Here is a 26,615-nt window from a genome sequence, read left to right as displayed (position 1 = left end):
GATCTGTATCACCGACATGTCTAGAGCATGATTTAAATAACGAAAAAAAGCCCCTCACTGACTAATTCAGTGGGGGGCTTTTATATTTTTAATAATAAATGACTAAGCTACTTCAAATAAGGCTGCTGCGCCCATACCGCCGCCGATGCACATAGTAACCACCACGTACTTCACACCACGGCGTTTGCCTTCTAGCAAGGCGTGACCAACCATGCGTGCGCCACTCATGCCAAAGGGATGACCGATTGAAATCGCGCCGCCATTGACGTTCAATTTTTCGTTATCAATACCGAGTTGATCACGACAGTAAATAACCTGACAGGCAAAGGCTTCATTCAATTCCCACAGGCCGATATCGTCTACTTTGAGACCCGCGCGTTTCAGTAATTTAGGAATAGCGAACACTGGGCCAATGCCCATTTCGTCAGCCTTGCAACCGGCCACTGCCATACCGCGATAAAGCCCTAAAGGCGACAAACCTTTTTGTTCGGCTAGCTTGCGATCCATTACCACGCAGGCTGAGGCACCGTCAGACAGTTGCGAGGCATTACCGGCAGTAATGAAACGGCCCTGCTTCACCCACTGGCCATCTTTAAACACGGGGTCAAGTGATGACAGACTTTCTAAGGTCGTTGTTGGACGATTACATTCATCGCTATTCAACAGTACATCTTTAAAACTGGTTTCTTTGGTTTCTTTATTGAACACCGACATGCTGGTGGCAAAAGGCACAATTTCATCGGCAAACAAACCTGCCTGCTGAGCGGCGGCGACGCGCTGCTGACTTTGCAGTGAATACACATCCTGCGCTTCGCGGCTAATGCCGTAGCGATCACTGACAATCTCAGCGGTTTCCAGCATTGGAATATACGCGGTGGGGTCGATATCCAATACGGTTTGCGAAACACTGCGATGGCTATTTTTGTGTTTGGTTTGCACTAGCGAGATCGACTCCAGACCACCGGCTACGGCGATATCAATTTCGTCGCACATAATCGACTTTGCAGCCCAGGCAATAGACATAAGGCCAGAGGAACACTGACGTTCAATCGCCATGCCCGGCACGCTATTGGGCAGGCCACCAGCAACCGCACACAAGCGCCCAAGGTTATAGGCCTGCGTACCCTGCTGCGCCGCTGCGCCAAAAATCACATCATCGACTGAGCCGGGATCAATCCCGGCGCGCTCCACTGCGGCGCGAACCACGTGTCCGCCCATAGCGGGTGCTTCAGTATTGTTTAAGGCTCCGCGAAATGATTTACCCATACCGGTACGGGCGGTTGAAACGATTACAGCTTCTTTCATGATGGTGTCCTTTTAAAATTAGTTATTTTGTATTTCAGATTAGGCGCGCTGCGATGAGCAGCTCACAATCTCGCCGGTCATATAGCTGGAGTAGTCCGATGCGAGGAACATCATAATATTTGCAACTTCCCACACTTCTGCACCGCGTCCGTAGGCTTCACGGCTTTCAAGTTCGGCTAGCAAAGCTTCTGGCGCTGATTTTTTCAACATCGCATGTACCGCTAAGGACGGCGCCACCGCGTTAATGCGCACCCCAAAATCTGCAGCTTCTAAAGCGGCACAGCGGGTTAGCGCCATCACACCCGCCTTGGCAGCCGCGTAATGCGCCTGTTCTTTTTGAGCGCGCCAGCCCAGCACAGAGGCATTGTTAACAATCACACCATGGCCACGCTCTTTCATAACTCTCATCATGTAACGCGTCATTCGCATGGTGCCATTCAGAGTGACGTCGATGACTTTATTCCACTCCGGATCTTCCATCTCTATCAATAATTTTGTCGTGCCCAAACCGGCGTTATTAATTAATACATCAACACCACCGAGCAACTCTTCAGCGGCATTAATCAGCGCCTGCACGTCCTCTTCAATAGCAACATTACAGACCTTGCCGTACACCTGCTCGCAGCCGGTTTCACTCTTCAGTTTCTCAACTGAGGCGTTCAAGCGGCCCTCATGAATATCGCTGATCATAATACTGCGACAGCCTTCTTCAACAGCGCGTTGCGCCGCAGAGAAACCAATACCTGCGCCCGCAGCGGCGGTAATCAGCACCGACTTACCCTTTAGTAAGCCGTGGCCCTGTACATATTCTGGAATCTTGATACTCATAATTTCTCCGAGATTATTTTGCGTATTTACGCAGTAAATTCTGTTTCATTAGTTTTGTGGCGGACGCAGTTCCTTGGGCATACCCAAGCCGCGCTCGGCAATTATATTGCGCTGAATTTGGTTGGTGCCACCGTAAATGGTATCTGAACGGGTAAACAAAAATAGCGACTGCAAGCGATTCAATTCATAGGGCGCATCCAATAAAATATCGGCCTCTGCACCCAAAATATCCATGGCCAACTCACCTAAATCACGGTGCCATGTTGCCCAATATAACTTGTAAATCAGCGCTTCTTTTTGAAGACTGCCGTCTCCACTATTGCCCGACAGCATGCGCATACTGTTGTAGCGCATAATTTTTAAACCAATGTGAGCGTCAGCGAGTCGCTGGCGAATAACGGGATCTTGCGCGGCGCCATTTTCTTTGGCCAGCGCAACAACTTCATTAAACTCATTTTGAAATGCCATCTGCTGGCCAAGGGTAGACACGCCACGCTCGTAACCCAGCAAACCCATCGCCACTTTCCAACCTTCACCGGGCAGGCCGACAATGTCACTGGCATCACACTCGGCATCGTCAAAGAAAACCTCATTAAATTCTGAGGTGCCGGTGATCTGTTCAATAGGTCTTACGGTAACGCCGGGCTGATCCATTTTTATTAAGAAAAAACCCAGGCCCTTGTGGGCTTTCGAATCCGGATCGGTACGGGCAATCACAAAGCAATATTCAGATTCGTGGGCCAGCGAGGTCCAGACTTTCTGGCCATTCACAATCCATTTACCGCTGGCCTCATCGAAGCGCGCCTTGGTTTTCACGTTCGCTAGATCAGAGCCGGCGCTAGGTTCAGAATAACCCTGACACCAAAATTCCGTGCCCGCCAAAACACCGGGTAAGTACTTCTTTTTTTGCTCTTCGCTACCAAAGGCAATCAAGGTAGGGCCTGTTAAACCTTCACCAATATGGCCCATACGACCCGGTGCACCGGCGCGAGCATATTCTTCAAAGAAAATAACTTGCTGTTCAATCGGCAAACCGCGGCCGCCATACTCTTGTGGCCAACCTACGCAGGTCCAGCCGCCTTCGGCTAATTTGCGTTCCCAGCGTTTGCGCTCTTCCGGAAACATATGCTCGTCGCCGGGGCCACCGCGAAACTTAAGCTGTGCAAATTCGCCTACTAAATTGTCGGCAAGCCAGCCGGCAATCTCGCTGCGAAAGGCTTCATCTTGAGGACTAAATTGTAATTTCATAATCGACTTACTCTTATTCTCAACATGCAGTATCTAGCAACATCACCGCAACGCGCTCGCGGTGATAACTACTGCTACCCAAGAAATGCTCGCTGGCTTTGGCTCGTTTGAAATACAAATGCACATCGTATTCCCAGGTAAAACCCACGCCGCCGTGCATCTGCAAAGCTTCGCCGGTATTTTTGAAATACCCTTCTGAGCAATAAGATTTAGCGATACTTGCGGCCTCTGCTAACTCACTCGCCAGCGGCCCCGCGCAGAGCGCATCATCAGCGACACAGGCAGCGTAATAAACGGCGGAGCGAGCAACTTCGTTGCGCAACATCATGTCAGCAGCCTTGTGTTTAATGGCCTGAAATCCGGCAATCGTGCGCCCAAACTGACTGCGACTTTTGGTGTAGTCCACAGTAATATCCAGTATCTGCTGCATACCGCCGGCTTGTTCCGCCGCCAAGGCAATAGTGGCTAAATCCAGAATTTTCGCCAAGGGCTTTGCGCCTGTGCCAAGCTCACCCATCACGCTGCTTTCTGGTAAACGCAAATCCTTAAGTTGAATAGTCGCCTGACGTCGGCTTTGATCCATGGTCGCTAATCGCGAACGCTGAATACCGGCGCTATCGCCAGCACAGACAAATAAACTCAGACCCTCATCGCCGCGACTACCCTCTTCGCGCGCAGCCAGAATTAGATAATCTGCGCTGTGACCATCAAGCACATAGCGGTAATCGCCATTGAGGGTAAATTCATTGCTTTCGCGACGATAAGTCGCCGTGACTGCACTAGCGTCCCAAACACTGCGGCCACCATTAAAGGCGACGGTGGCGGTCTTGCCTTCGATGAGTTGCGGAAGGATGGCTGCCTTCTGACTATCGCTAGCGGCAATCAATAGCGCGTTAGTCGCCATGCCAACAGTGGCAAGATAAGGCGAGCACAGCAGATAGCGACCCATCTGTTCCAGCACAGCGACCAGCTCAACATAGCCTAAGCCCATACCGCCATATTCCTCGGGAATATGCAGGGCCTGCCAATACATTTCAGCGCAGATGCGTTGCCAAAGTTCTGGGGAATAACCTAGATCGCTCTCCATTGCGGCGCGAATGGCAGCACTGGTAGAAGCGTCTTTAAGAAAAGCTGCCGCGGTATCGCGGATCATTTCCTGTTCTTGTGTAAATGCGAATTCCATACTGTCTCCGAAACCTGACAGCGATCTTCGCATTTACGCGGTGAGTAAGGCCTAAGGCCTTACTCACCAGCAGCGCCTTATAGACGTAGCTGTAAACGTACGAAGAGGCCGTCTTCAAACTCAAATTCGCCGCGTTTTTCAACGTCAAATTCAATATCACCGTAGCCAATCTGAATGGCTGAGTTTTGAAAAACAGTGAACTCTGCGCTCACTGACCATTCTTGGTAACCTTCAATATCACCAAAGCCCGTGGTTTCTGGCGCGTAATACGCTCCGCCACGCAGACGCACAATCTCATTCAGCGGCAAGCTTATGTCGCCACCAAAGGCGAGCGCACCGCCGCTAACATCGGCGTCGTCAGCTTCAAGACCAATCGCCTTAGCACCAACCCGTCCGCTCAAAGAGCCACGCTGGCCGTTAGCAAACACACCGAAGGCGACCATATCGCCATCATCTTCATGGTGTAGCCAATCGAATTGAGCACTGCTCTCAGCACTCAAATCACCCGCGAGCGACACACCGAAACTATCGTCGCCGAAACGAAAGGCAACACCGCCGGCAAATGCCGAACTGCTTGCAATAGCTAACACGGTCGCTGCAATAATAGGGGCTTTCATGGTCGTGATTCTCCTGATGTAAACGTCAAAGGATAAAATCAGCTACCATACACTTTCTGAGCCGGAACTGCCTCTGCCATCAAGGTTTTTACTGCTTCGCCTACCTCAGCAGGCTCCCAGCGCGCACCTTTATCAACTTCAGGTCCCTTGCGCCAACCATCGGCAAGAGAAATTTTGCCGCCTTCGGCTTCAAACACACAGCCGTTAACGTGTGCAGATTCCGAACTGCCCAACCACGCCAACAGTGATGACACATTCTCGGGCGCCCAAAAATCAAAGCTGCCGTCATCGGGTTTAGCCATACGGGTGGCCATTGCTTCCACCGCCGTTGTCATATTGGTGCGCGCAGCAGGCGCTACCGCGTTGGCGGTAATACCGTAGCGAGCTAGCTCCGCACCTTGATTCAAAGTTAGCGCTGCAATACCTGCTTTGGCGGCTGCGTAATTTGACTGCCCAATTGAGCCCTGCAAACCCGCACCCGAGGTAGTATTAATAATGCGAGCATCAACGGCCTTGCCTTCTTTTGACTTGCCGCGCCAGTAGTGAACCGCGTGCGATGTAATGCAGAAATGACCTTTTAAATGCACGGCCATAATGGTGTCCCATTCCACTTCCGTCATTGACGCAAACATCCGGTCACGGTTAACGCCGGCATTGTTTAAAACAATATGCAGGTCACCAAAGGTATCGATAGCCTGTTTCACTGCGTTCAAACTGTCATCGTAGTTGGTAATATCAGAGGTGTTCACCACCGCCTTACCGCCTGCGGCCGTAATGTCATCTACCACTTTTTGAGCGGCAGCTTCATTAATATCGTTAACCACAACCGAGGCACCCTCAGCAGCAAATACTTTTGCATGTGCCGCCCCTAGGCCGCCACCCGCACCGGTGATAATCACCACTCTGTTATTACAAATTCCCATTTTTCACATCCTTAAATTTCTTATTTTCGGTAGCTAATTACAGCCGCTCTAAAATAGTCACGTTCGCCTGACCGCCGCCTTCACACATGGTTTGCAAGCCATAGCGGCCGCCAGTGCGCTCTAGCTCATGTAGCAAGGTGGTCATCAACTTGGTACCGGTTGCGCCCAGTGGATGGCCTAGCGCAATCGCGCCGCCGTTCACATTAGTTTTAGCGTGGTCGTAGCCGGTCTCATGCAACCAAGCCAATACCACTGACGCAAAAGCCTCATTGATTTCAACTAGGTCGATATCCTGCAAAGACATACCCGCTTTCTTCAAGGCGTACTCAGTTGCAGATATCGGTGCCGTTAGCATCCAGATAGGATCATCGGCCCGCACACTCATGTGATGAATGCGTGCCCGTGGCGTTAAATCATAGCGTTTTAAGGCTGCTTCACTGACCACCAATACCGCGCTAGATGCGTCGCAGGTTTGGCTAGATACCGCCGCCGTCACTTTGTCGCAGCCGAATAAATAATTTAATTCTGCCATTTTCTCTAAACTAGAATTGCGCGGCGTCTCGTCCATGGTCACACCGCCAAAGGGAATAATTTCGCGATCGAAACGACCCTCGGCGATTGCTTTCAAGGCACGCTGATGCGACTCATAGGAAAATAATTCCAAGTCTTTGCGGGACAAATTCCACTTATCAGCAATCATCTGTGCCGAGTTAAACTGCGTCGGTGGCGCAGCGCCGTAACGCTCAACCCATCCCGTTGAACCAGAGAACGGGTCGGTGAATCCCAAGGGCGCAGCTAAAGTCATGGCCGATGAAATAGGAATCTGGGTCATGGTTTGCACGCCGCCGGCAACAACCACATCCATACAACCCGACATAATTGCCTGGGCCGCAAAATGCACCGCCTGCTGCGAAGAACCACATTGACGGTCAATAGTGGTGCCGGGCACTTCCTGTGACAATCCAGCTGCCAACCAAGCGCTGCGAGCAATATCGCCGGCCAAGGGACCAACCGTATCAACACAGCCGAAAATAACATCATCGTATTCATTGTCTGGAATGCCGTTGCGCTCAACGATAGCATTCAATACATGCGCGCCTAGGTCGGCGCCGTGTACATGGGCAAGACCGCCTTTGCGACGACCGGTAGGACTGCGAATTGCGTCTACGATATATGCTTCTGCCATGGTCTTCTCTCTGTCTTCGTATTACGTTTTATATAAAAAATTAAGCCGCAAAAGTATTGCCGGCGCCTAGTTGGGCGTTATCTGAGAATACAAATTCTGCTACGCGCTGCTTGTGAAAGCCCGCAGTGCCGTAATTGTTATTTAGTGCCCAAGCACGCTTCATAAAAATATGTAGATCCACTTCCCAGGTGTAACCCATTGCGCCATGCACCTGAATACTATTTTTTGCGGCAAAGTCAGCGACTTCGCAGGCCACAACTTTAGCGTGGCTTACGTTGTGTGACGCCGTCTTCAGGCCATTCGCCAAAGCGTAGGCGGCGCGATAAACCGGGGTTTTCGCGTATTCCAGTTTGTAGGCAATATTGGCCATATGGTGTTTAACCGCCTGAAAACTGCCAATCGCCACCCCAAACTGTTTGCGATCTGAGGTGTATTGCACAGACAGATCAATCATCCTTTGGCTCACACCCAAGGCCTGAGCCGCTGCTGCCAAAGCACCGCGATTTAAAGCGAACTCGATCAAGTCTCTCGCCTGCTGGCCATCGGCCAACTTGAGCGCCGCGTCAGTATTAAACTCAACTGCAAATAACTTGCGGCCAAGATCGATGGACTCGTTGTGGCGCAGCTCTACCGCATTCGATTCAAGGGCATACACCGCGCCGTCTTTCTCAAGGATCAAAACATCGGCGATATGAGCATCTTCAACCAAGCCATTTATCTCTAAACCAACAACCGCCTTGGCTTCCCCCGCCGCAATTTTTGGAAGCCACTGGGCTGCAAATTCTGCATTGCCACAATTAGCGATGACTGGCACCGCGACCAAGGCGCTGTGCACCAGCGGCTCAGCCAGAGCAACGTAGCCGGCCTCTTGCGCCAGCAGAACAAAATCCAATTCATTCATACCCAAGCCACCAAAGGCCTCGGGCACCGTAATACCGGTCAAGCCCATCTCAACGAACTGCTGCCATAAAGCATCGCTGCGTCCAGACTCGGTCTGCCATGCAGCGCGAATGGTTGCCGGCGTGACTTCATTAATCAGAAAATCTCGCACTGATTCTTGAAACAACAATTGATCTTCGCTAAATGTAAAATCCATCCGTTCACCTTTTGGGCTCTTGTTTACTCGCCGCTAAAATTTTTCTGCTTACTTGTGTTTAATATCAATTCTTAGGCCTTACTAAACCAGCCAACGGCACATGGCTCCCCGCCCAGCCCAGGCTGCCTTCTCTTGCTCCGCAATTCACCTTGTACGCGGGGATGACGGTTGGTGGAGACTGCAATCCACCGCTCCCCACTCCTTACCCTCCACCCTCGTCATACCCGACTTGATCGGGTATCCATGTGAGCGAAGCGAATGCACTTTTCTCCGAGTTGCTCACATATAAATAAAAATTATTTCAGCTCATTACAGCAGCACAGATTTTTGTGCGCTGGCAAGGCAAAAATGCGCGCAGGGCAGGAGCGTATATTTAATACGTGACCAACCGAGCACTTTTTAAACGCAGCCAGCGTGCAAAAAAGATCGCTGCGCTTAAAGATCATTTGCGCGGCATGCCTAAAAGCCGCTCGGCAATGATGTTGCGCTGTATCTCATTCGTTCCGGCGTAAATCGGTCCGGACTGCGAGAACAACCAACCATCTAGCCAAGTACCTACTTCGCCGGCATCTGGGGCATGAGCTAATAGCTCTGCTCGCGCTCCTAAAATTTTCAAACCCAAGCCATGCATCTGCTGATCGAGTTCAGACCAAAATATTTTATTGGTCGATGCCTCTGCGCCAATCTTGCCGCCCTGTATTAAACGACAGGCTGTTTGATAGGTGGTGAGCGCATAGGCCTCAGCATCTAAATAGGCCCGTAATACCGCGTCGCGCACGGCGGGATCTTGGTCTGCGCTTTCTTGATTGGCTTTATACAAATTAACAAGACGTTTAGCAGTTTCTTGGAAACGCGCCGGTGAGCGCAGCATTAAGCCGCGTTCAAATCCGGCAGTGGCCATAGCCACGCCCCAGCCTTCGCCTTCGCCACCTAAGCGGCAGTCGACAGGCACTTTAACGTTGTCGAAAAAGATTTCGGCAAAACCGGGCAAGCCATCTAACTGGGGAATCGGGCGAACGGTAATGCCTTCTGACTCCAGTGGCACTAAGATAAAAGTCAGCCCCTTGTGACGCTGTGAGTCAGGATCGGTGCGGAACATACCGAAGCACCAGTCAGCCCACACCGCGCGGGTAGACCAGGTTTTCTGGCCGTTGATTACGTAGTGGCTACCGTCTTCACTCAGTGTTGCCGTTGAGCGAATAGCCGCCATATCTGAACCGGCATTTGGCTCGGACCAGCCCTGACACCAAATATCTTTGCCTGTGGCCATACCGTTTAAAAAGCGTTTCTTCTGCTCGTCGCTGCCGTACTCCATCAGCGTGGGACCAAGCAAGAATATGCCGTTTTGGTTTACCCGCAGTGGCGCGCGCGCCGCATAATATTCTTCTTCAAAAATCAGCCATTGCAGCAAGTCTGCACCGCGACCGCCCATTTCTTCAGGCCAGGTAATCATGCCCCAGCGGCCTTCGTAGAGTTTGGCTTCCCACTCGCGATGCTGCTGAAAACCCTTTTCGGTATCGAATGACTGCAGCGGCTCAGCAGGCACATTGGCCTGTAGCCAGCTGCGCACTTCGGCGCGGAAGGCGTTTTGTTGTTCGGTGTATTCCAGTTGCATGATGTCTTCCGAATTTTTTAAAATTTGGCGTCGCGTTTTTCAACAAAAGCAGTCTTGGCTTCTTGCGAATCAGGATCGGCATAGGCCTCTTGAGTAAAGCCCTGCTCCCAGCGATATTTGTCTTCTAGGTTGCCGTCTTCAATGCCGTTAAGCGCTTCTTTGGCAAGCTGCACCATACGCGGAGATTTGATGGCAATTTTGCGTGCGATATCACGGGCGGTATCTAATAGCTGATCGCGGGGCACCACTTTCTCTACAGCGCCAAGACGGTAGGCTTCTTGAGCATCGATGGGCTCGCCAGTGAAATACATATAGCGCACTTTTTGAACCGGGAACATGCGCTGCAAATGCGCGCCGCCGCCCATTGCACCGCGGTCTACTTCAGGCACTGCGAAGGTCGCACACTCCGACGCCACCAAGACATCTGCCGCGCCGCTAATACCAATACCGCCGCCCAATACAAAACCGTGCACGGCTACAATTACCGGCTTGGGATTGCGATGAATCGCTTTAAAGGTATCGTAATTACCTTTGTTTACTCGGGTGATCATCGCGCTGTTGGCGGCAAGCTCTTTAATATCAACACCGGCACAAAAACCACGGCCTTCTGCGGCGATAATAATGGCGCGCACGTCGGGGTTTTCACCCAGGGCATTTAGCTCAGCGGCAATCGCTATCCAACCGGCGCTATTAAACGCATTCACTGGCGGATGGTTAAAAATCATTTCGGCAATGCCGCTATCAATTCGGGTGGAAAATGGCTGAGTCATTATTATTTCCCCTGCGCTTGTAAACGCTGTAATTGGGCTTCGGCCTCGGCAACCAGACCGCTAATTAATTCTTCACAACTTAATAAGGTATCGATAACACCGGCAACCTGACCCGAGGGCAATACGCCATCATCAGGGCGACCATCTACCATCGCTTTTTGAATAATCATCGGTGCGTTCGCCGACATAATCGCCTGTGCCGGAGTCAGCTCGCCGTCTTTACTCATGGCCAAGGCCGACTGCAGCAAACCGAAAATACTGGCGCCGGTAAATTTGCGAAAGGCGAGACCATTGCGCAGTGCAATTAACAATTTCTTCAAACCGCCAGCCCGCTCTAGCTCACCTAAAAAGCGATTTAAAATCATGCGCTGCTGAATACCATCCAGCGCTCGGGTGACAATTATTTCACCGGGATTTTTACAATCTAAATAACGCTGCTTGGTGGCTTCTGGCACCGGACTTTCTTTGGTCAGCAAAAAGCGCGTACCCATGGCAATGCCATCAGCGCCAAAGGCCATGGCCGCAATCAAGCCGCGCCCATCTTTAAAACCACCTGCGCCCAATACCGGCACCTGCGCGCCTACCGCATCGACCACCTGTGGCAACAATAAGGTCGTTGGCACCGAGCCAGTGTGACCACCGCCCTCGCCGCCTTGCACGGTGACTGCATCGGCGCCCATTTCCACGGCTTTAATCGCGTGCTTGGGCAGCCCGATAGTTGGCATACACACCACACCGGCATCTTTTAATTTAGAGACCATGTCTTTGCCAGGCGAACGCGAATAACTGACCGCCTTCACCTTGTGCTTAATCACTAGATCGACAATCTCAGCGGCATTGGGCTGATACATATGAAAATTGACGCCGAAGTTGGCGTCAGTCAGCGACTTCACCTTGAGAATATCGGCTTCCATCTCCGCTGGGGGAATGGTTGCCCCCGCCAAAAAACCGAAGCCACCCGCATTACCGGTGCCGGCAACCAAAGTGGGATCAGCCACCCAGCCCATGGCCGTTTGGATCACCGGATAGCGGCAACCCAATAAGCGCGTAATACGTGTCTCTAGCAGATTAGACATAGTGTGTTTTTCGCCTTGTTCCGGATTAAGCACGCACGCCCGGTGGGTTATCTTTTAACTGTTTGCTGCGCAAATTATGTGGATCCATCTGACGAATAATAGTCAGTTGCTCTTCAGTCGGCGCTGCGGTTGTCGCAATCGAATCAGGCACATGCACCTCGAAGCCGGTATTAGATACCACTTCATCCACGGTCACGCCGGGGTGCAGGCTTACAATCTGCATTTGGTGATTTGGGCCATTAAAATCAAACACACCCAAATTGGTGTAGATACAGCGCAGATCAATTTCGTCGAAGGTATAGCCCTTAGGCAGACGCTCGGGGTTGAAACCGATGGTGCATACCACATCGCATTCAGCCTCGATAAACACACGGCTGCTATGCATAGGCACCATATAGCTATTAGCATGGCAGATTGAATTGCCGGGGAAGCCCCGCATGCCCAACATTTGTACTTTGGGCTTGTTGTAGTCGCCGCCCAGCGCAGAAATATTGGCCTGACCGAAACGGTCAATCTGGGTAGGTCCACCGGTAAGATGGCGGCGTCCACTCCAGACGTTATCGAAAATACGGCTAAAGCCCATCCAGTTTTCGTTCATTTGCACAAAGTCGGCGGGACGCTTACCAATCGGGTTTGGCGTCGACAAAATCCACGCCTCTGAATCAGTCATCATAATGCCGGGATTGGTGGTAAGCATCGCCAAGCTAGCAGCGAGCCGCTGCAGCACGCCAATACCAGTCACCAGTACTTCGCCGTCGTGTTCGTAGGCTGCGGCATTCGCGCAAATCATTAATTCTGCCAAACTATAATCGCTTGCAGGTGTACTCATAATCAATTCTCCTAATTACCTGTTAGACGATTAATAAACGGGCTGTGGCAATTTACGAATCGCATCCAGACCGCCAACCTTGGCCTGATACTCTTCTTCGCTGCTGTCTTTGATATATTTGTCAAAGTAGGCGGCAAAACCACCCTCCTTGGCTGAGGCGTTGTATTCCTGGAAATGCGGAATATCAAAACCGTAATTAGGGCTGCACGATGAAGGATGTGCACCACCCGGTACCAAGGCGACGCCAGTAGTAAAGTTGCGCTCCCAAAAGACCGAACGAGCCTCAAGCGGATCTGCAAACGCAGACGCCTCAACAATCTCTTCACAGGTCACATAGGTTTTGGCTGCCGCACGCACAAACCAGTCATCCATGTGATGATCTGGGGCTTTGATTTGGCATACACCGCGCACATCGGCGCGATCAACATGTACCAGCGCCGCGTCGAGTTTTAGGGCCGGCATCGCCACCCACTCTTTCTCGTCATAGGGACTGTCTATCACTTTAAGATCGGGGTTTAACTTGATCAGGTCAGTACCCAAACCGATCTTGGTGGGAATAAACGGGCAACCCCAAGCTGCAGCGCGCAAGCCCAGCAGCATCATGCCTTCATCAATTTCCATCACCTCTAGCGAGCCACTCTGGCGGGCTGCACGGAAATAAGGCTCCAGCGGAATAAAGTCTAGCGACACAAAGGCAAACACCAACTTTCGAACCTTGCCAGCAGCGCACAGCATGCCCACATCCGCGCCGCCATAGGCAACAATGGTCAAATCCTTTAAATCAGACTGAAGAATCGCGCGGATCAGCGCCATCGGCTTACGACGCGGCCCCCAACCACCAATACCAATTGTCATGCCGTCACTTAACTGACCGACAATCTCCTGCAAACTCATTTGCTTGTTCACGAGCGCTCCTTGGGTTTTCACAACTAGAGCGGTGCGCGGGCTGCCCAAAAGGTCGTCGCCAACACACCGGAATTACGATATACGTAAATATAACACCAATATATTATGCAAAACATTAATTATCGTCACCAAGCACTACGCATTAAGCCGTTTGGATTAGGATATTCTCCCCAATAGACACGCAGGCCTAGGGCTCGCCGCCACTTTGTCTAAACCGGCAGTATTAAGGGGCTTCTGAGGTTTTTTGCGGGAATGCACTTAGGCTCGCTAAGATAGCTGGGGCAGTAGCTAGAAAATGCTGAAAACGTCGCTAATGGGATATACTCCTCAGCATAGTCTTAGATTACGCAGCATCACGTATTCGCTTGCCATATCCGCACTGACATCCAAATTCATATTCAACCCCACGAACGAGCACTTGGCACAAAGATGATTGAGCAAACATACCAATTTGTTTTTATCGGTGCCGTCCTGTTTCTCTTTGCAGTGTTTGCCAGCATCGTGTCCCGCCGCCTAGGCGCACCCCTGTTACTGATCTTTCTGCTACTCGGCATGCTAGCGGGCGAGGACGGCATCGGCGGCATTCAATTTAACGATATCAACACCGCCTTCCTCATTGGCAACCTAGCACTCGCCATTATCATATTTGATGGCGGCCTTGGCGCCCGCATGGAGACCTTTCGCCAGAGTTTGCGCCCGGCCCTATCTTTAGCGACCGTGGGTGTAATCATCACAGCCGGAATCACCGGCGCAGCAGCGAGTTACGTTCTGGATTTACCATGGCAAGAAGGTTTACTGATTGGGGCTATCGTAGGCTCTACCGACGCCGCAGCGGTTTTTGGTCTAATTAAAAATGCGGGCCTGAACTTAAAAGATCGTACCGGTGCCACCCTAGAAATAGAATCTGGGTCCAACGACCCCATGGCTATCTTCCTCACCATTACACTGGTTGAAGCACTCAGCAGCCCCAAAGGCTTGGGGGGCTGGCTACTGTTCGCAGAGCTAATCCAGCAAATGGGCCTAGGTCTGATTTTGGGTCTGCTCGGCGGCTATATTATTCCCGCCGCCCTCAAAAAAGTAACCCTGCCCGTCTCGCTGTATCCGCTAATGGTCTTTGCCGCCGCCCTCACCCTGTTTGGCGGCACCAGCTTTATTGGTGGCAGCGGCTTTCTCGCGGTCTACATCGCCGGGGTCATGACCGGCACCACATCGTTTTTGTATATGAACGACATTCGACGCTTTCACGACGGCATCGCCTGGCTGAGTCAGATTGGTATGTTTTTAATGCTGGGGCTATTGGTCACGCCCAGCCTGCTACCGCCAATCATCATTCCCGCACTCATTGTCGCCGGTGTATTGATCTTCATCGCAAGACCCATCGCGGTTGCATTAGCCCTAATCCCGTTTCGGTTTCCCTGGCGAGATCAAGTCTTCGTAAGCTGGTGCGGTCTGCGTGGCGCAGTGCCTATCATTCTCGCGCTATTCCCCTCGCTAGCGGGCTTAGAGAACGCCCACATATTCTTTGAGCTGGTGTTTTTCGTGGTTCTCACCTCGCTGGTTATCCAAGGCTGGACCATCGCGCCGATGGCCCGTTGGTTAAAAGTAGACTTGCCAGTGGCGCTAAAACTAGCGGGGTTTAGAAGTACCCACTTACCCAGCAACCCCCATAAAGACCTGGTGGTCTATCAGGTGGTAGCCGGCAGCAGCGTCATAGGAAAATCCCTTGCCACGCTGGCCTTACCTGACAGCGCGCACTTAGTGGCGCTTATCCGCGACGAAATACCCCTCAGCTCAAATGAGGACAAGACCCTAGAAGAGAGCGATCAAGTCGTTATTATTGCCACCACCGGCATTGCTGAGAAATTGGCCGAGATATTTTCACCGTCTATTTCACGGCTGCCGTCAGAACTATCGTCACGCTACTTTGGTGACTTTTCGATTCGCGCCAACAGTGCATTGGGCGATCTTGCCGTTCTCTATGGCTTTGATGTTCCAGACGATATAAAACACCTCACCGTAGGCGAGCACATCACCCAAAAGTTTAATGGTCGGCCCGTCGTTGGGGACGCCCTGACCTTCCCCAAAATTAAACTTACGGTTAAGGAAACCAAGAATGGGGAAATCTCATTAGTGGGCCTTAAACTCAAGCAGGATTCAGCCGACGACGGTATATAAACCCCAGCCCCCCGCCTGCCCTTAGTGCGCAAGCGCCGTAATTTTGGGGCTATGGCTAGCTCAAGACCTTCCTAAAGCTTTGCAAAAAGTCGTATAGTTCATTCTACAAAGTTAACGGTCCGTCCTTTTTATGTGGTCGGCCAACATCATTTTGGCGAATGACAATGAAAAAAATAACAAGCGAAGAAGAACTTCGAGCCTTGCTGGGCAAGCCCCATGCGATGACTCAACAAAAAATTTACGACCACTTGAGTGACCGCGCACAAGATTTTATCAATCGCTCGCCCTTATTCTTTATTGCTAGTTATGGAAGCCAGGGTGGCGCCACTGTTTCACCAAAAGGTGATGCGCCGGGCTTGATAAGCATCGTCGATCAACACACTTTGATTATCCCCGACAGACCCGGCAATAAATTACTGCACGGCCATAGCAATATTTTGCAAACCGGCCAAATTGGATTGATCTTTCTCATCCCCGGCACGGAAGAAACCCTCAGGGTAAACGGCAGTGCCGAGCTGTTCACAGACGACACCCTGAGCCAGCAGCTCAAGGCGAATGGCAAACCGGCACTGCTGCTAATTCAGGTCACAATCAAGGAGTGCTTTTTCCATTGTGCAAAAGCCTTTAAGCGCAGCAAGGCTTGGGATTCTGAAGCCTGGCCAGAACCCTTTAAGCTATCCTTTGGTAAGGAGATTGCTGGTAACAGTACCAAGGGGGGCAAGATCGCCGCGAAGGCTACCGAGATGGTTGTTGAGCAGGCCGTGAAAGCCGACTACAAATTTAATTTGTAAGCCCAAAGACGCCGTGAAAACAGTGGCAGTGTCGTATCGCGCGTCCTTTGCCAATATTGAGTAGCTTTATAGATTGCGCGAAAAGCCAGTGAAACGATTACCGGGCAACACCCTCAAAGCAGGCAGCTATCGGGCCTGGTTAAAATCCGAGCATGAGGTCGGCAGTCGCCGAGATTTTTGCAAATGAAAATGGTCAAAAAATCCAACTTGCCGACGAAGATTTGTGTGAGCTGCGCTCGGCCGTTTGTGTGGCGAAAGAAATGGGCCAAAGTATGGGATGAAGTGCTCTATTGCTCCCAAAAATGCCGCCGCTCGGGCGCGAGCACTCAAATAGACAATCAGCCCGACTGAGGCATTGCAACTGTGCCAATCGGCGAATGAAGAAATCAGCGCTTTTTTAACGCTAGCGATGCTTATACTGAGTTGAGCAATACCCTCTTGAAACCGCCGGGTCTCGAAGACTGCCATGCTTTGTTTGACGGCCATGCATTCGTTTACGCCAAAGCTTAAAGCTAGATATTTTCAGGCTTCGCCTCATAAACATAATCACTTGCTGCTCGTTTAAGCCATATTCAACTTCGATAGCCTCAAAGGGAGTTCTATCTTCCCAGGCCATCTCGATGACACGTGATTCGTCTGCTTTCGACAGCTCCATAGCTCAGACCTTAAAACCTAAAGCAGCTATTACGTCGCGAGCGCGGGCTTAGATTAAGAATCGAGCTTAGATAAGATTATAGGAGTCTGAAACGGGGAGTTGTTGGGCGACGCCTGCAGCGCGCGCCCAAACTTAGATCTACTGCTTAGCTAACACTCAGAAGAGATCTTCTAATACATCAATGACCACGCCCGTGGCGATACTAACCAACAGTACGTCTGTACCCACCCGAACCATCTTTTGGCCCTCAGGAGTTCGGCCAAGTTCATGCAGAAGTGCGCCAGGTAAATCGTAATAAACAACATCAGAGGGCAGTGACTGGCCTTTTTGCCATTTCTTAGCCTGGCCCGGCGCCTGACAACCATTATTCTTTTTAGCCAAGCCTGGAGGGCAGTGACCCGTCTCACGATGCTGTGAATAGTAGCTTTTAATCCGGGAATAGCGGTCATCGCTGAAGTAGCGCTGCGAAGACTCACCGTGTTTTTCTTTAGCACCCTGCTCTTGGTGATGCTTGGCTTTGTTCTTACCGCTATTACCCGGCGAGTCAGGCTTATCGGCGAAGGAAACGCCAGCAGCAAGAAACAGCGCCACCGTAACAAGGGCAAGTTTTCGAGTATGGCTCTTCATAAAGCTATTCCTTTATTTTTGAACTACGGAATGTAACACCAGGAGTATAGCTGCTAGCGGAATAATAAAATGCTGGGATTTGGCCAAGCCAATATCAATCACCAAAGCGCACCGGTTCTTTATCTTTATCACTAATCACCACTGTTCTTGCAATCTTGTCGTGCCAGCCCTGCTTGCGGCGGTCAAAGCCAACCCAAATAAAGCCCAACATAAACACCACCCCTGACAGGTAGTAGCCAAGATAACGTAGCAGCCACTGCGCCGTTGAGGGTTTCTCGCCGGTTTTGGCATCTACAATGCGCAGCTTGAGTATTAACTTGCCGGGGGTCGCAGATTTGTAGGCCCAAAACAGCAGCACCACAATGGCCGGTAAAATATAGTTCAACACCATATTCATACCACCCGGCACCTGCATGGTCTGGAAAGACATGGTGGACATATGCATGCCCTCGCCCTCAACAGACGACCACTGCGCATCGCCCATGGTCAGGGCAAGAATAGGCAGTATTAACAGACCAAAGAGGAAGGTATCGATGATTGATGCAAATACCCGAATCCAAAATCCGGCGTACTCAAGCGGCTGCTCTGATTCCTGTGGGGCGTTTTCCATAATGACTCCAAAATTAGATATTTCCTGCCTGCGACCGCAAAGCTAAAGTTAATCGCCATACAGTGCAAATGTGTATTCAGTAAGGCGACTCTTTTATTGCCAGGCCATTAACCATAAAGTCGCTCATGGCCCAAGAACCGTGGCAGCACGCAATACCACGTCACAGCCAATATGCGATGCATCATTGCTATGGATATGTGGACAACAATTACTCGGAAAGTACTCACCAATGGAACTGACCGCACTACAAGCCTATAACATTGAAAAAGCCATCGTCAGTGGCCGCAGCATTGCGCCGATAAAACGTTAGCAAGAAGCGGCAATCCATCTCGGCAAAGCCGGTCTGCACCGCAGCTTGCCCTTTACACTGCATGCGGAGGTAGAAACCGATCCCTTAAAAAATGAGCAGGATAGTTTGTTGAACGCCCGTATTTAGGCGGATTGAGCGACCAGCAGAATCCAGTTTGGGTGGTGTTTTAGGGGGCAAGGCTAAGACGTTCGCAAATGTGGACCGGTATTGGCAATAAGGGAATGGGCAAAAATAAGGAGTGGAATTCGATATATTTTCCTATAGCCTCAACACCCAGCGCAACTTAGCTGCGCCCGAATGCCTTTAATTGTTATAAATCTTTTGCGCGTAAATCATAAATTTCTTTAAAGTATTTTTTAGACACCTTAGTATAGAATTCTGGAGCAACATAATGACAATAGCTGAGATGCCCTACCAAAGACTTTTCTTCTTCCGGATTAAGGGCTCCCTTACTGTATAGACTTAGAAGCAGTCTAATGTGATCTTTTTGCTTTTTGTAAATTGTAATATGACCATTAGCACACACTTTCAACCCTGTTACTGAAGCTGACCCTCCAGTACTACTACCCAACTTTGTTTTATCATCGTTAACGGTAATTTTTGGGGACATCGTACTCTTAATTAATTCACCCAATTCTACTTTGAGATGAGAACATGCTCCCTTCTTGTCAGTGGATAACACAAGATCATCTGCGTATCTTGTGTAGATAACCTTTCCATATTTTTCGTCAGCTATTAGAGCTGAAACCTTAAAATCGAAATCACTCATAACAATATTACTAATTATAGGTGAGCTGGGATATCCAATCGCGAGACAATCATTTTTATAAAAACACACAGTTTTTATTAAATTCTCGGCATCTTTATCTAATACCCATTCGGGCTTGGTCTGATCGTGCCACCGCCTCAGAATCGGAATGAAGTCATTATAGGATATACTTGGGAAGAAATCCTTGAGGTCCATCTTTAGGAAAAACCTACTAGAACGGTGCTTTCTCGCATTATGAAGTATCGATATGCCATCTCGGTAAGCCATCGACGCTTCATGCACAGACATGTGGCTAAAAACACTGTAAATCAACCAATACTGGATAGTTTTTAATTTTTTTGATGGATGGAAAATTTCTCTTGTGCCACCTGACCTTTTCTTTATATGGAATATTTTTACATGCGCTCGTGCTACGCTAATAGCTTCTTCAATTAGGCTATCGGGTATTGATAGATCAGCAGCTATAGCTTCTTTAATATGCATATAGCCTCTCTGGATATTCCTTCAACGTATAATTTCTAAAGGTTGATATGTATTTTGATATATCAAACCTAAAATCATAGTAGGTTTCGTTTAGCTTACTTCTGTAAAGTCCTTTCGCATTCCTCTCTATCGATTCAAATGAGGATAATATTGCCAATAGGTGAGTAACTTTGTTGTAGTTATCTTTTCCAAAAAGGAGCTTTAAAAGCTCAATTATCTCTTTGTGTAGTATAGGCCCTGAAAGATAAATAAGATCATGGATAAACATTGCCGATTGTTTATCAAACTTTTTTGAAGGGTTTAAACTAATGAGATCTACCGCCTTACCAGTAGATTTGATTGGCTCTTTAAATAACTCATATATCTGATGGAATGTGTCACCTATGGCATCTCGGTTATAAACCCCATCATCGCTCATTTTGTAATACACAACTCTTTCTTTACCCGATTTCTCTTCTATCGCTTTAATTGGACCAAGATTAATAAATGATTCTTCTTTTTTGAATGCCAAATCGTTTATTACAACAAGCTTTTCTCTTAATTTATCGTGAGAGAAAGCTCCAAGCTCTGTAAACGCGCTAGGACTTTCAAGAATTATTAATATATAATCAGAAAAATCGGATATGAGATTTTCGACATCCAAAATATTCCCTTTGTGACCCTCATCTTTGAGATTAGAAAACATTCTTTCAGCCAGAAAAAAATGGGTATGAGGCAAGTTAACCTTAGAAAACTCTATTAAAGCCTTTCTTCTTTCAGATATTTCTTTAGAGTTCTTATTGGCACCACAAAGGAAAATAAACTTCGATATATCTGAAGGGAGGTAAACACGCGAATTGTTTATTGCTCTCTGAAGAGCATCAACTCTTTTATGAATTAATTTTTTCGTCTTTATCTCATTTAGCATTAAATTTATTGCCTACTTAGAGCATGCGTTACTTCCAAAATCGGAAGACGCTGACTAGCGTCTTCCGATTTTGGAAGTAACGCCAGAAAGCTAAAAAATTAAGGCAGAATGTGACTCACATTCCGATGGGGTCTCCCCCATAATCGCTAGGCAATCCTTGTATACTAATTCCACACCATCTCTATTGCAAGAAGTGGTACAACGGCGTGATATTTATAACGCCGCCAGCATGCGCGGTTTTGTAGTGGAGGCGAAGCCGGAACGAAAAAGGCGTCGCTGTGCCTGGCATGGTTAGACATGAATATCTCGGTGTTGATGAAAATATCCTTTGAGCCATGAGTAACGTAATGCGAGCGTACTGTTTTTATTTTCCTTGTGAAGCTCATACTGATCACAGATGTATACATAAGCATCATCATAAAGACTTTTGCTCTCTTCACGAAAAACGCTACTTTTGAACTCTGCGCCCAGATAATTGAGTATATTGTAGCCATCTTGATCGATAGCGGTCATGTTCAAACACTTCACTGCTAAATTCCGGTTGTAGATGTCTAATTTATCAGCGGGATCAGGGGTGTGCTCAAGGTGAGCTCTTAAATAGCTCATAGTATGTTCACCAATCACAATTCTGGGATACTGCGCCACGGAGCTCTCCAGAACATAACTATTCGCTACAACAGCTCCATAAAGCTCACTCTCATGAAGTTCTACGCCCCACGAGGTTTCTACTGCGCCCCTAATCGGCTGCTTATCAACAAGACCAAGCATACACAGGCTGCCTGCGAGCATGAATATATCTAGCACAGCGTTCATTGGGCACTTAGACGTCTTGGTATTCAAAGATTGGTAAAAAACTAAACCGTCTGACCAGCGCTGTTGTTTAGCTTTTAAAACCGACATTTCGTCATAGAGAAGCTGGTCCGCCGGAGCAAGCTCGCCCCTTATGCTCTCCGTCTCATCCGATGCCCTTCTAAAAAATTCCGCATGTTGCTGGAGTCGCGTAATAGCTCCAACAGATTTCATGACCATACTTTGGAACTCCGCCTTTTTCTGATCGTCGATCAATTCCGGCATTACAGACTGTCCTTTGAGTGCATCCTTTTGACCCAAAAGATCAATAAAACAGGCGCAATAATTCGAGACGATCAGCGAATTGGAGCTCATAATCTATCCTTTGATTGCCCAGCAGTTTATTCAAACGCTCAGGCCATATATCACTTTGATCCCAATATCAAAAATATGGGCTTCAGCATGAATTAAAAAAATAAGGGGATTTAATGAGGCGGCTGCATCGCATTTAGCGAACACCGGAAAACGAAATTAAAATCCTTTTACTTCTAGCGAACTTCCTTTCACCTGATCATATGCCTATATATCTAAATAGCAATGAATTAAGCAAGTCGGCAAGGGATTAGTGATAATGAAGCTGCCACTCACTCCGTTTGAATGGACGGGAACACAGTCTATATCTAAGGTTTTTAGCCAATATATGATTACAACTCTTCGCGAACTTTTCGGTGAATCAATAAACGTAAACGCTTTCTACAATCGCGTCGCCGTAACCGGCTGCGCCAATATCCACAAACCAAAGCAGGTAAAGATGATCATTAACACTAGCATCGGCAATTGGCTCAGGGTCGCCTGTCGGCGCCGGCTAAACAGCGCTTGCGCCTCTTTATGCGCTAAATACACGCTCACCACATGACCAAAAAGGATTAGCCCCACTTGGGTATGCCAAACCCAGTCCATATTAGGGGTGACAGAATTGGGCCGCCAATGCGCGGTGTTAAACAGATTCCAGCCCAGCCCAAAGGGATCTGAAACCAGCCTAAAGATCATCACTCCCTGACTACTGATTAGCGTGTAGTAATGGGTAATGTGGTAGACCAAGGCGATGGGCAGCAGTGAATAACTAAACTGCAGGGCCAAGGTTTGCAGCGTGCCTTGGAATTTTGTTAGCCGTCGCACCAGCGCTAAAAAGATAAAGAATACGGCAAGATAAAATAGTGGCGACAAAAACAGCGTGCTGGCTTCAAACGCGGCGTGCATGGTTTTTAATACCGGGTAGGCCTGCACAATATTTTGGCTGGTGTATTCGCGGTATAGTCCGGCGATATCTTGCCAAAAAAAGCTTGCCCATATATTGGTCTGGTGCAGGCCATCAAATGCCGTTGATGACAGCAGAAAGAGCACAAACAACAACTCACTCAAAGAAGAAGCTCGGCCGCGCTGCAGGCCTGAGAACGGCGGCCGCAATACCAAATGAGAATATTGACCGTGTTCGCCACGGGGCTGAATTGAGACGGCTGCCATTTTGGATATCAGCGCGAATAACACCCCAAAAAATTCGCCCTGTTTAAACCACGCCTCACTGCCCAGCAACCACGCCGCCAAGACATTGAAGACGCCGTAGGCTATTAGGGCGTAGGAAAGTTCTTTAGGGCCACCGCCGCCAAACAGTTCAAGCCAGATAAACGCCATATACAGCAATAGGGCCGGCCAATAGCCAAGGGCTTGCGGGTAGCTAATGCGCCCCGAGAAATCAATTTTAAGAACCCGCGCCACGCCGCGCACCAGCATATGCCAGGGATTTATAAGGGGATATAGATCACCCACTAAGGCACTGAAATACGCAAAACCTAAGACAAATATGATCCAGAAAAAGGTCATATTGAAATTTAGATAGGCATTGGCGGTGCCCCACAAGCCGGTGGCAATACACAGCAGAAGCGCGCTTATACTGAGGACTCGCAATACTGAGATTAGGACAGCAGGCAATACCAAGAGACGCTTGCCGTGATGACTTTGCGCAGGAGACGATGCGCTCTGACTAGGGCTAGGCTGCTGCGCGAACCAAGCGACCAGTAAAAAAGATAGCAGCAAGGCCGCAGAGCAACCCCATGCATATAACCAGAAAGGCACCGGCAAGGTATAAAGCGTGCCAAAGGAATGCGACCAGACCGGCAGTGCAAAGGCGGCTAAAGCCATGCCCAGCAGCCAGGGTAAATACGCTTTGCTAGCCGGCTTTTTTATAGCGCGCTTAAACCCCATGAGCGACTCTGATTCGCCTTTAAGGCCCGGTGGGTTTAGGCGCTGATGGCCCTGCACTGTCGGTAAATTCTAAAATTTGAAAACCCGCACTGTAAGCTGCCAACCATATATGGCCGGTTTCTGGACGATAGCGAATGTAAGTGGCCACTGCGTCCCAGCGGTCGCCAGAGCTGCCGAAGCCCTCCGACAAAAACACCGTGGGGGTATTTGGGTTTGGCGCAGGATGCCAGTAAGCGATCTCGAAGGGATTGGCGGGATCGCGAATATCCCACACCCGCAAGCCGCCGGTGTAGTAGCTCATAAATAGCGTTGTGGCGTTATTGACGTCGTCGAAGCCGACGTAGTGAGCAGAGTAATTGGCGATGTCGATTTCAGTTTCTAAACAGTTTTCTAATTTATTCACATCGAGAATAATATCCGACACTTTTACAGGATTGGTCTCGTCGGTAATATCAATAATTCGGCTATGCGCCCAGGGACAGACTCCCGCCGTTGGCCATTCGTCGCTGGAATAAACATAGGTGCGGCCGCCATTTTTAAACCACCGCGCGGTATGGGACCCCGCCGTTGGCGCCTCGCCATCGAGAATATTGGTCCACCCTAGAAATCCAACCAACGGTGGCTGGGTGCCAAAAAGCAGGGGTGATGGCGGCGTGCTGCGATCTTGAAAGCCGCTGACATCTAAAATCATCAAGCCGTTTTGACCCACTGCAGGCCCATTGGGCAGCCCCAAACCCAGCGAGACAAAACCAAAATTAGCTTGATATAGGCGAGTTCCCTCGGGATTTAAACCACAGTCGTGGGAGGCCGGCGAATAAAGCTGAATTAATTTGGGGTCTTCTAAGTCGGTCAAATCAATAACGGCATTGCTCTGCGCCGAACTGGTGGCGTAGGCCGTTAAACCATCATTGGTGATACACATGGCGTGGCCCATAAACGCCAAACCCTGATCAATGCTGCCAATGCCACCGGGTAGATCTGGAAGCGGCGGCAACGTGATACCGAGACCAATATTTACCGACGCCGTTAATACCGGCTTGCGGCAATCTGTGGCGTCGTAAACGTCTAATGCGGTGCCGCCACCGCGGGTGGCCACAATGATGCGCCGCGCTTGGTTGGCTTGTATGGATTCATGCGGGGCGATCATGGCCGGGCTTTGTAAAATATCGATTAACTTTGGGTTCTTAGGGTCGGAAGCGTCTATGACCGCCATGCCATTGAGGGCGCTGAACTGGGGGTCGATATAGGGCGACGAGGCCGGCCCAAAAATTTGTCCCGGCGAGGTGGTGGTGACATAAGCGCAGTCATCAAGCCACGCCATGGAGAAATTAGCGCCGCGATCTAAGATGGTGTTTTCACCCACCAGACGCAGACCTTTGCGATAGCCCTGCGCGGCGCGACCACTCAATTGATCTGCCAAGGGCACCTGCCCTTGCAAGCCGGTCTCTAATAGATCGCCATTGGGCGAAGCAACTTCAGTATTGTTTCTGCTGCTAGATCCATTGCTACCACCGCAGCTGGACACAAGCAAAACACTGATCGCCAAAACGATGATTTTGGCGACGCCGCGCAATTCTAATGGGCTCATAGCTAGTCTCTTTGCAGGCTAATTATTATATTTTTTTAAAGGTAGCAGTTAGGCATCAACAATACGACTCATGCGGTAGTCGTGCTTCACAAAATTGACACCCAGTGAACACTCGGTACGGCGCACCCCTGCCAAGCCGGTAATTTTGCTGTGAAGAAAGCGCGCCAACTCGGCATTGTCTTGTACTAAGGTGATGGCGAGAATATCGTAGCGGCCTAGCATTTTGCCGACAAAGCCAATCTCTGGCACCGCCGCAAGCTGCTGGGCAACGTCATCGCACTGGGCGCTGCGCTCAACTTCTACCCATATATAGGCGAGGGTTGGATTGCGTAAACGCGCGATATTGGTCATGGCAGTAATACGAACCTGACCTTCGCTTTCCATGCGTTTAATGCGACTGCGCACCGTGCCTTCGGTGATGCCCAAGTCAGCGGCAATTTTGCGATTACTAATGCGGGCGTCTTTGGCCAAGCCCTCTAAGATATTGCGGTCTTGGTCATCTAGCTGTTTTTTTGCCACTGCGGTATTCCCTATACACTCGTTACGCTATTTTGATGGCTTATGCATCGTGGCCAAAAGGCACCCAGTTCGGCTGATTTTTTAAGACGTCTAGGGCGATGGATGGCTCTAACTTTCTCACCCCCGGCACACTGCCTAGGCGCGCTAATAATTCAGACAAATGCTCTTGGTCGCGAGCGACCGAGAGGGTTTCAATATCTAGGGTGCCTACCACCTGACACACCGAAAACACTTCATCGAACTTTGCCAAATCTTCTGCAACCACATCTGCAGGCCGACCCTCAACCTGAATACCCACCGCTACCATCATGGTGTAACCAACGGCTTCATAATCTGTGACTGCCACTACCCGCAGGCTATCGCCCTCTTCTAGACGACGCACCCGCGCGCGCACGGTGGCTTCGGTTAGCCCCAGCTCGGTTGCTAGGGCCTTGAAAGGCATACGGCCATCACGACGCAAATGCGCCACGATGCGATGGTCTACCTCATCCATATGTTGTGACGGTGCCGGGCGGAGATGATCACCATCGCTATAATCTGTCATGCAT

At 49.7% G+C, this 26,615-nt stretch carries 27 protein-coding genes; 4 read left to right on the top strand and 23 right to left on the bottom strand.

Annotated features, from left to right (window positions below):
* Positions 1 to 102 precede the first annotated feature (102 nt).
* The 13 genes from AB4875_RS06240 to AB4875_RS06180 form a co-directional block, all read right to left on the bottom strand.
* Positions 103 to 1,305 (bottom strand): acetyl-CoA C-acyltransferase, encoded by a 1,203-nt coding sequence (locus AB4875_RS06240; RefSeq protein WP_368375189.1) that lies wholly within the window; start codon positions 1,303 to 1,305, stop codon positions 103 to 105.
* Positions 1,306 to 1,344: 39 nt separating this feature from the next.
* Positions 1,345 to 2,133 carry an SDR family oxidoreductase gene (locus tag AB4875_RS06235; RefSeq protein WP_368375188.1) on the bottom strand — a complete coding sequence of 263 codons (789 nt, stop codon included), beginning with the start codon at positions 2,131 to 2,133 and terminating at the stop codon, positions 1,345 to 1,347.
* Positions 2,134 to 2,181: 48 nt separating this feature from the next.
* Entirely contained in the window at positions 2,182 to 3,381 is a 1,200-nt protein-coding gene (locus AB4875_RS06230; protein ID WP_368375187.1) for an acyl-CoA dehydrogenase family protein, read from the bottom strand.
* Positions 3,382 to 3,400: 19 nt separating this feature from the next.
* Positions 3,401 to 4,564, bottom strand: coding sequence for an acyl-CoA dehydrogenase family protein (locus AB4875_RS06225; RefSeq protein ID WP_368375186.1), 1,164 nt, complete (start codon positions 4,562 to 4,564; stop codon positions 3,401 to 3,403).
* A gap of 77 nt (positions 4,565 to 4,641) precedes the next feature.
* On the bottom strand, positions 4,642 to 5,181 hold the full coding sequence (locus AB4875_RS06220; RefSeq protein WP_368375185.1) for a YfaZ family outer membrane protein: 540 nt from the start codon (positions 5,179 to 5,181) through the stop codon (positions 4,642 to 4,644).
* Between the two features lie 38 nt (positions 5,182 to 5,219).
* Complete coding sequence (locus AB4875_RS06215; protein ID WP_368375184.1) at positions 5,220 to 6,104, bottom strand: SDR family oxidoreductase; 885 nt, start codon at positions 6,102 to 6,104, stop codon at positions 5,220 to 5,222.
* 37 nt (positions 6,105 to 6,141) lie between these two features.
* A complete protein-coding gene (locus AB4875_RS06210; RefSeq protein ID WP_368375183.1) occupies positions 6,142 to 7,290 on the bottom strand; it encodes an acetyl-CoA C-acetyltransferase in 1,149 nt (382 codons plus the stop codon).
* A 40-nt stretch (positions 7,291 to 7,330) separates the two neighbouring features.
* Positions 7,331 to 8,386, bottom strand: a complete 1,056-nt coding sequence (locus tag AB4875_RS06205; RefSeq protein ID WP_368375182.1) for an acyl-CoA dehydrogenase family protein — start codon at positions 8,384 to 8,386, stop codon at positions 7,331 to 7,333.
* 442 nt (positions 8,387 to 8,828) lie between these two features.
* Complete coding sequence (locus AB4875_RS06200; RefSeq protein WP_368375181.1) at positions 8,829 to 10,001, bottom strand: acyl-CoA dehydrogenase family protein; 1,173 nt, start codon at positions 9,999 to 10,001, stop codon at positions 8,829 to 8,831.
* A 17-nt stretch (positions 10,002 to 10,018) separates the two neighbouring features.
* Positions 10,019 to 10,771, bottom strand: a complete 753-nt coding sequence (locus AB4875_RS06195; protein WP_368375180.1) for an enoyl-CoA hydratase family protein — start codon at positions 10,769 to 10,771, stop codon at positions 10,019 to 10,021.
* Between the two features lie 2 nt (positions 10,772 to 10,773).
* The gene (locus tag AB4875_RS06190; RefSeq protein ID WP_368375179.1) at positions 10,774 to 11,847 is read right to left on the bottom strand and encodes an NAD(P)H-dependent flavin oxidoreductase; all 1,074 of its coding nucleotides are present in this window, start codon (positions 11,845 to 11,847) and stop codon (positions 10,774 to 10,776) included.
* Positions 11,848 to 11,872: 25 nt separating this feature from the next.
* A complete protein-coding gene (locus AB4875_RS06185) occupies positions 11,873 to 12,676 on the bottom strand; it encodes a CoA-transferase subunit beta (RefSeq protein ID WP_368375178.1) in 804 nt (267 codons plus the stop codon).
* Positions 12,677 to 12,706: 30 nt separating this feature from the next.
* Positions 12,707 to 13,582, bottom strand: coding sequence for a CoA transferase subunit A (locus tag AB4875_RS06180; RefSeq protein ID WP_368375177.1), 876 nt, complete (start codon positions 13,580 to 13,582; stop codon positions 12,707 to 12,709).
* 429 nt (positions 13,583 to 14,011) lie between these two features.
* Here AB4875_RS06180 and AB4875_RS06175 point away from each other — a divergent pair, with 429 nt between their 5' ends.
* From AB4875_RS06175 to AB4875_RS06165, 3 genes are all read left to right on the top strand, one after another.
* Positions 14,012 to 15,757, top strand: a complete 1,746-nt coding sequence (locus tag AB4875_RS06175) for a potassium/proton antiporter (RefSeq protein ID WP_368375176.1) — start codon at positions 14,012 to 14,014, stop codon at positions 15,755 to 15,757.
* Between the two features lie 164 nt (positions 15,758 to 15,921).
* Positions 15,922 to 16,548, top strand: a complete 627-nt coding sequence (locus tag AB4875_RS06170) for an MSMEG_1061 family FMN-dependent PPOX-type flavoprotein (RefSeq protein ID WP_368375175.1) — start codon at positions 15,922 to 15,924, stop codon at positions 16,546 to 16,548.
* 183 nt (positions 16,549 to 16,731) lie between these two features.
* On the top strand, positions 16,732 to 16,899 hold the full coding sequence (locus tag AB4875_RS06165) for a DUF2256 domain-containing protein (protein WP_368375174.1): 168 nt from the start codon (positions 16,732 to 16,734) through the stop codon (positions 16,897 to 16,899).
* A gap of 52 nt (positions 16,900 to 16,951) precedes the next feature.
* Here the strand turns inward: AB4875_RS06165 and AB4875_RS06160 are convergent, their stop codons facing one another.
* The 3 genes from AB4875_RS06160 to AB4875_RS06150 form a co-directional block, all read right to left on the bottom strand.
* Positions 16,952 to 17,203, bottom strand: a complete 252-nt coding sequence (locus AB4875_RS06160) for a TIGR03643 family protein (RefSeq protein WP_438273518.1) — start codon at positions 17,201 to 17,203, stop codon at positions 16,952 to 16,954.
* Between the two features lie 156 nt (positions 17,204 to 17,359).
* Positions 17,360 to 17,830, bottom strand: coding sequence for a hypothetical protein (locus AB4875_RS06155; protein WP_368375173.1), 471 nt, complete (start codon positions 17,828 to 17,830; stop codon positions 17,360 to 17,362).
* Positions 17,831 to 17,924: 94 nt separating this feature from the next.
* Entirely contained in the window at positions 17,925 to 18,440 is a 516-nt protein-coding gene (locus AB4875_RS06150) for an RDD family protein (protein WP_368375172.1), read from the bottom strand.
* Positions 18,441 to 18,579: 139 nt separating this feature from the next.
* Here AB4875_RS06150 and AB4875_RS06145 point away from each other — a divergent pair, with 139 nt between their 5' ends.
* Positions 18,580 to 18,750 carry a hypothetical protein gene (locus tag AB4875_RS06145; protein WP_368375171.1) on the top strand — a complete coding sequence of 57 codons (171 nt, stop codon included), beginning with the start codon at positions 18,580 to 18,582 and terminating at the stop codon, positions 18,748 to 18,750.
* A gap of 310 nt (positions 18,751 to 19,060) precedes the next feature.
* On the opposite strand, the gene AB4875_RS06140 is transcribed toward AB4875_RS06145, so the two are convergent.
* From AB4875_RS06140 to AB4875_RS06110, 7 genes are all read right to left on the bottom strand, one after another.
* Entirely contained in the window at positions 19,061 to 20,002 is a 942-nt protein-coding gene (locus tag AB4875_RS06140; protein WP_368375170.1) for a retron St85 family RNA-directed DNA polymerase, read from the bottom strand.
* On the bottom strand, positions 19,992 to 20,909 hold the full coding sequence (locus AB4875_RS06135; protein WP_368375169.1) for a retron St85 family effector protein: 918 nt from the start codon (positions 20,907 to 20,909) through the stop codon (positions 19,992 to 19,994). The genes AB4875_RS06140 and AB4875_RS06135 overlap by 11 nt, the downstream gene beginning before the upstream one ends.
* A gap of 291 nt (positions 20,910 to 21,200) precedes the next feature.
* Entirely contained in the window at positions 21,201 to 22,073 is an 873-nt protein-coding gene (locus tag AB4875_RS06130; RefSeq protein ID WP_368375168.1) for a hypothetical protein, read from the bottom strand.
* A gap of 378 nt (positions 22,074 to 22,451) precedes the next feature.
* Positions 22,452 to 23,960, bottom strand: coding sequence for a hypothetical protein (locus AB4875_RS06125; protein WP_368375167.1), 1,509 nt, complete (start codon positions 23,958 to 23,960; stop codon positions 22,452 to 22,454).
* A 19-nt stretch (positions 23,961 to 23,979) separates the two neighbouring features.
* Positions 23,980 to 25,548: an LVIVD repeat-containing protein gene (locus AB4875_RS06120; protein ID WP_368375166.1), complete on the bottom strand. Its 1,569-nt coding sequence runs from the start codon at positions 25,546 to 25,548 to the stop codon at positions 23,980 to 23,982.
* A gap of 48 nt (positions 25,549 to 25,596) precedes the next feature.
* Complete coding sequence (locus tag AB4875_RS06115) at positions 25,597 to 26,067, bottom strand: Lrp/AsnC family transcriptional regulator (RefSeq protein ID WP_368375165.1); 471 nt, start codon at positions 26,065 to 26,067, stop codon at positions 25,597 to 25,599.
* A 40-nt stretch (positions 26,068 to 26,107) separates the two neighbouring features.
* Positions 26,108 to 26,611, bottom strand: a complete 504-nt coding sequence (locus AB4875_RS06110; RefSeq protein WP_368375164.1) for an Lrp/AsnC family transcriptional regulator — start codon at positions 26,609 to 26,611, stop codon at positions 26,108 to 26,110.
* Positions 26,612 to 26,615: the final 4 nt, after the last annotated feature.

This window comes from Zhongshania sp. R06B22, assembly GCF_040892595.1.
Taxonomy (GTDB): Bacteria; Pseudomonadota; Gammaproteobacteria; order Pseudomonadales; family Spongiibacteraceae; genus Spongiibacter; species Spongiibacter arctica.
This window is presented reverse-complemented; position numbering and strand designations above follow the sequence as displayed.

What these genes read in the sequence shown, in the direction of transcription:
- AB4875_RS06155 (WP_368375173.1), bottom strand. Translation starts at nt 17,830, where the DNA reads ATGAAGAGCCATACTCGAAAACTTGCCCTTGTTACGGTGGCGCTGTTT.
- AB4875_RS06175 (WP_368375176.1), top strand. Translation starts at nt 14,012, where the DNA reads ATGATTGAGCAAACATACCAATTTGTTTTTATCGGTGCCGTCCTGTTT.
- AB4875_RS06205 (WP_368375182.1), bottom strand. Translation starts at nt 8,386, where the DNA reads ATGGATTTTACATTTAGCGAAGATCAATTGTTGTTTCAAGAATCAGTG.
- AB4875_RS06185 (WP_368375178.1), bottom strand. Translation starts at nt 12,676, where the DNA reads ATGAGTACACCTGCAAGCGATTATAGTTTGGCAGAATTAATGATTTGC.
- AB4875_RS06110 (WP_368375164.1), bottom strand. Translation starts at nt 26,611, where the DNA reads ATGACAGATTATAGCGATGGTGATCATCTCCGCCCGGCACCGTCACAA.
- AB4875_RS06240 (WP_368375189.1), bottom strand. Translation starts at nt 1,305, where the DNA reads ATGAAAGAAGCTGTAATCGTTTCAACCGCCCGTACCGGTATGGGTAAA.
- AB4875_RS06160 (WP_438273518.1), bottom strand. Translation starts at nt 17,203, where the DNA reads ATGGAGCTGTCGAAAGCAGACGAATCACGTGTCATCGAGATGGCCTGG.
- AB4875_RS06125 (WP_368375167.1), bottom strand. Translation starts at nt 23,960, where the DNA reads ATGGGGTTTAAGCGCGCTATAAAAAAGCCGGCTAGCAAAGCGTATTTA.
- AB4875_RS06165 (WP_368375174.1), top strand. Translation starts at nt 16,732, where the DNA reads ATGAAAATGGTCAAAAAATCCAACTTGCCGACGAAGATTTGTGTGAGC.
- AB4875_RS06140 (WP_368375170.1), bottom strand. Translation starts at nt 20,002, where the DNA reads ATGCATATTAAAGAAGCTATAGCTGCTGATCTATCAATACCCGATAGC.
- AB4875_RS06195 (WP_368375180.1), bottom strand. Translation starts at nt 10,771, where the DNA reads ATGACTCAGCCATTTTCCACCCGAATTGATAGCGGCATTGCCGAAATG.
- AB4875_RS06220 (WP_368375185.1), bottom strand. Translation starts at nt 5,181, where the DNA reads ATGAAAGCCCCTATTATTGCAGCGACCGTGTTAGCTATTGCAAGCAGT.
- AB4875_RS06190 (WP_368375179.1), bottom strand. Translation starts at nt 11,847, where the DNA reads ATGTCTAATCTGCTAGAGACACGTATTACGCGCTTATTGGGTTGCCGC.
- AB4875_RS06120 (WP_368375166.1), bottom strand. Translation starts at nt 25,548, where the DNA reads ATGAGCCCATTAGAATTGCGCGGCGTCGCCAAAATCATCGTTTTGGCG.
- AB4875_RS06170 (WP_368375175.1), top strand. Translation starts at nt 15,922, where the DNA reads ATGAAAAAAATAACAAGCGAAGAAGAACTTCGAGCCTTGCTGGGCAAG.
- AB4875_RS06235 (WP_368375188.1), bottom strand. Translation starts at nt 2,133, where the DNA reads ATGAGTATCAAGATTCCAGAATATGTACAGGGCCACGGCTTACTAAAG.
- AB4875_RS06130 (WP_368375168.1), bottom strand. Translation starts at nt 22,073, where the DNA reads ATGAGCTCCAATTCGCTGATCGTCTCGAATTATTGCGCCTGTTTTATT.
- AB4875_RS06215 (WP_368375184.1), bottom strand. Translation starts at nt 6,104, where the DNA reads ATGGGAATTTGTAATAACAGAGTGGTGATTATCACCGGTGCGGGTGGC.
- AB4875_RS06200 (WP_368375181.1), bottom strand. Translation starts at nt 10,001, where the DNA reads ATGCAACTGGAATACACCGAACAACAAAACGCCTTCCGCGCCGAAGTG.
- AB4875_RS06210 (WP_368375183.1), bottom strand. Translation starts at nt 7,290, where the DNA reads ATGGCAGAAGCATATATCGTAGACGCAATTCGCAGTCCTACCGGTCGT.
- AB4875_RS06225 (WP_368375186.1), bottom strand. Translation starts at nt 4,564, where the DNA reads ATGGAATTCGCATTTACACAAGAACAGGAAATGATCCGCGATACCGCG.
- AB4875_RS06135 (WP_368375169.1), bottom strand. Translation starts at nt 20,909, where the DNA reads ATGCTAAATGAGATAAAGACGAAAAAATTAATTCATAAAAGAGTTGAT.
- AB4875_RS06230 (WP_368375187.1), bottom strand. Translation starts at nt 3,381, where the DNA reads ATGAAATTACAATTTAGTCCTCAAGATGAAGCCTTTCGCAGCGAGATT.
- AB4875_RS06150 (WP_368375172.1), bottom strand. Translation starts at nt 18,440, where the DNA reads ATGGAAAACGCCCCACAGGAATCAGAGCAGCCGCTTGAGTACGCCGGA.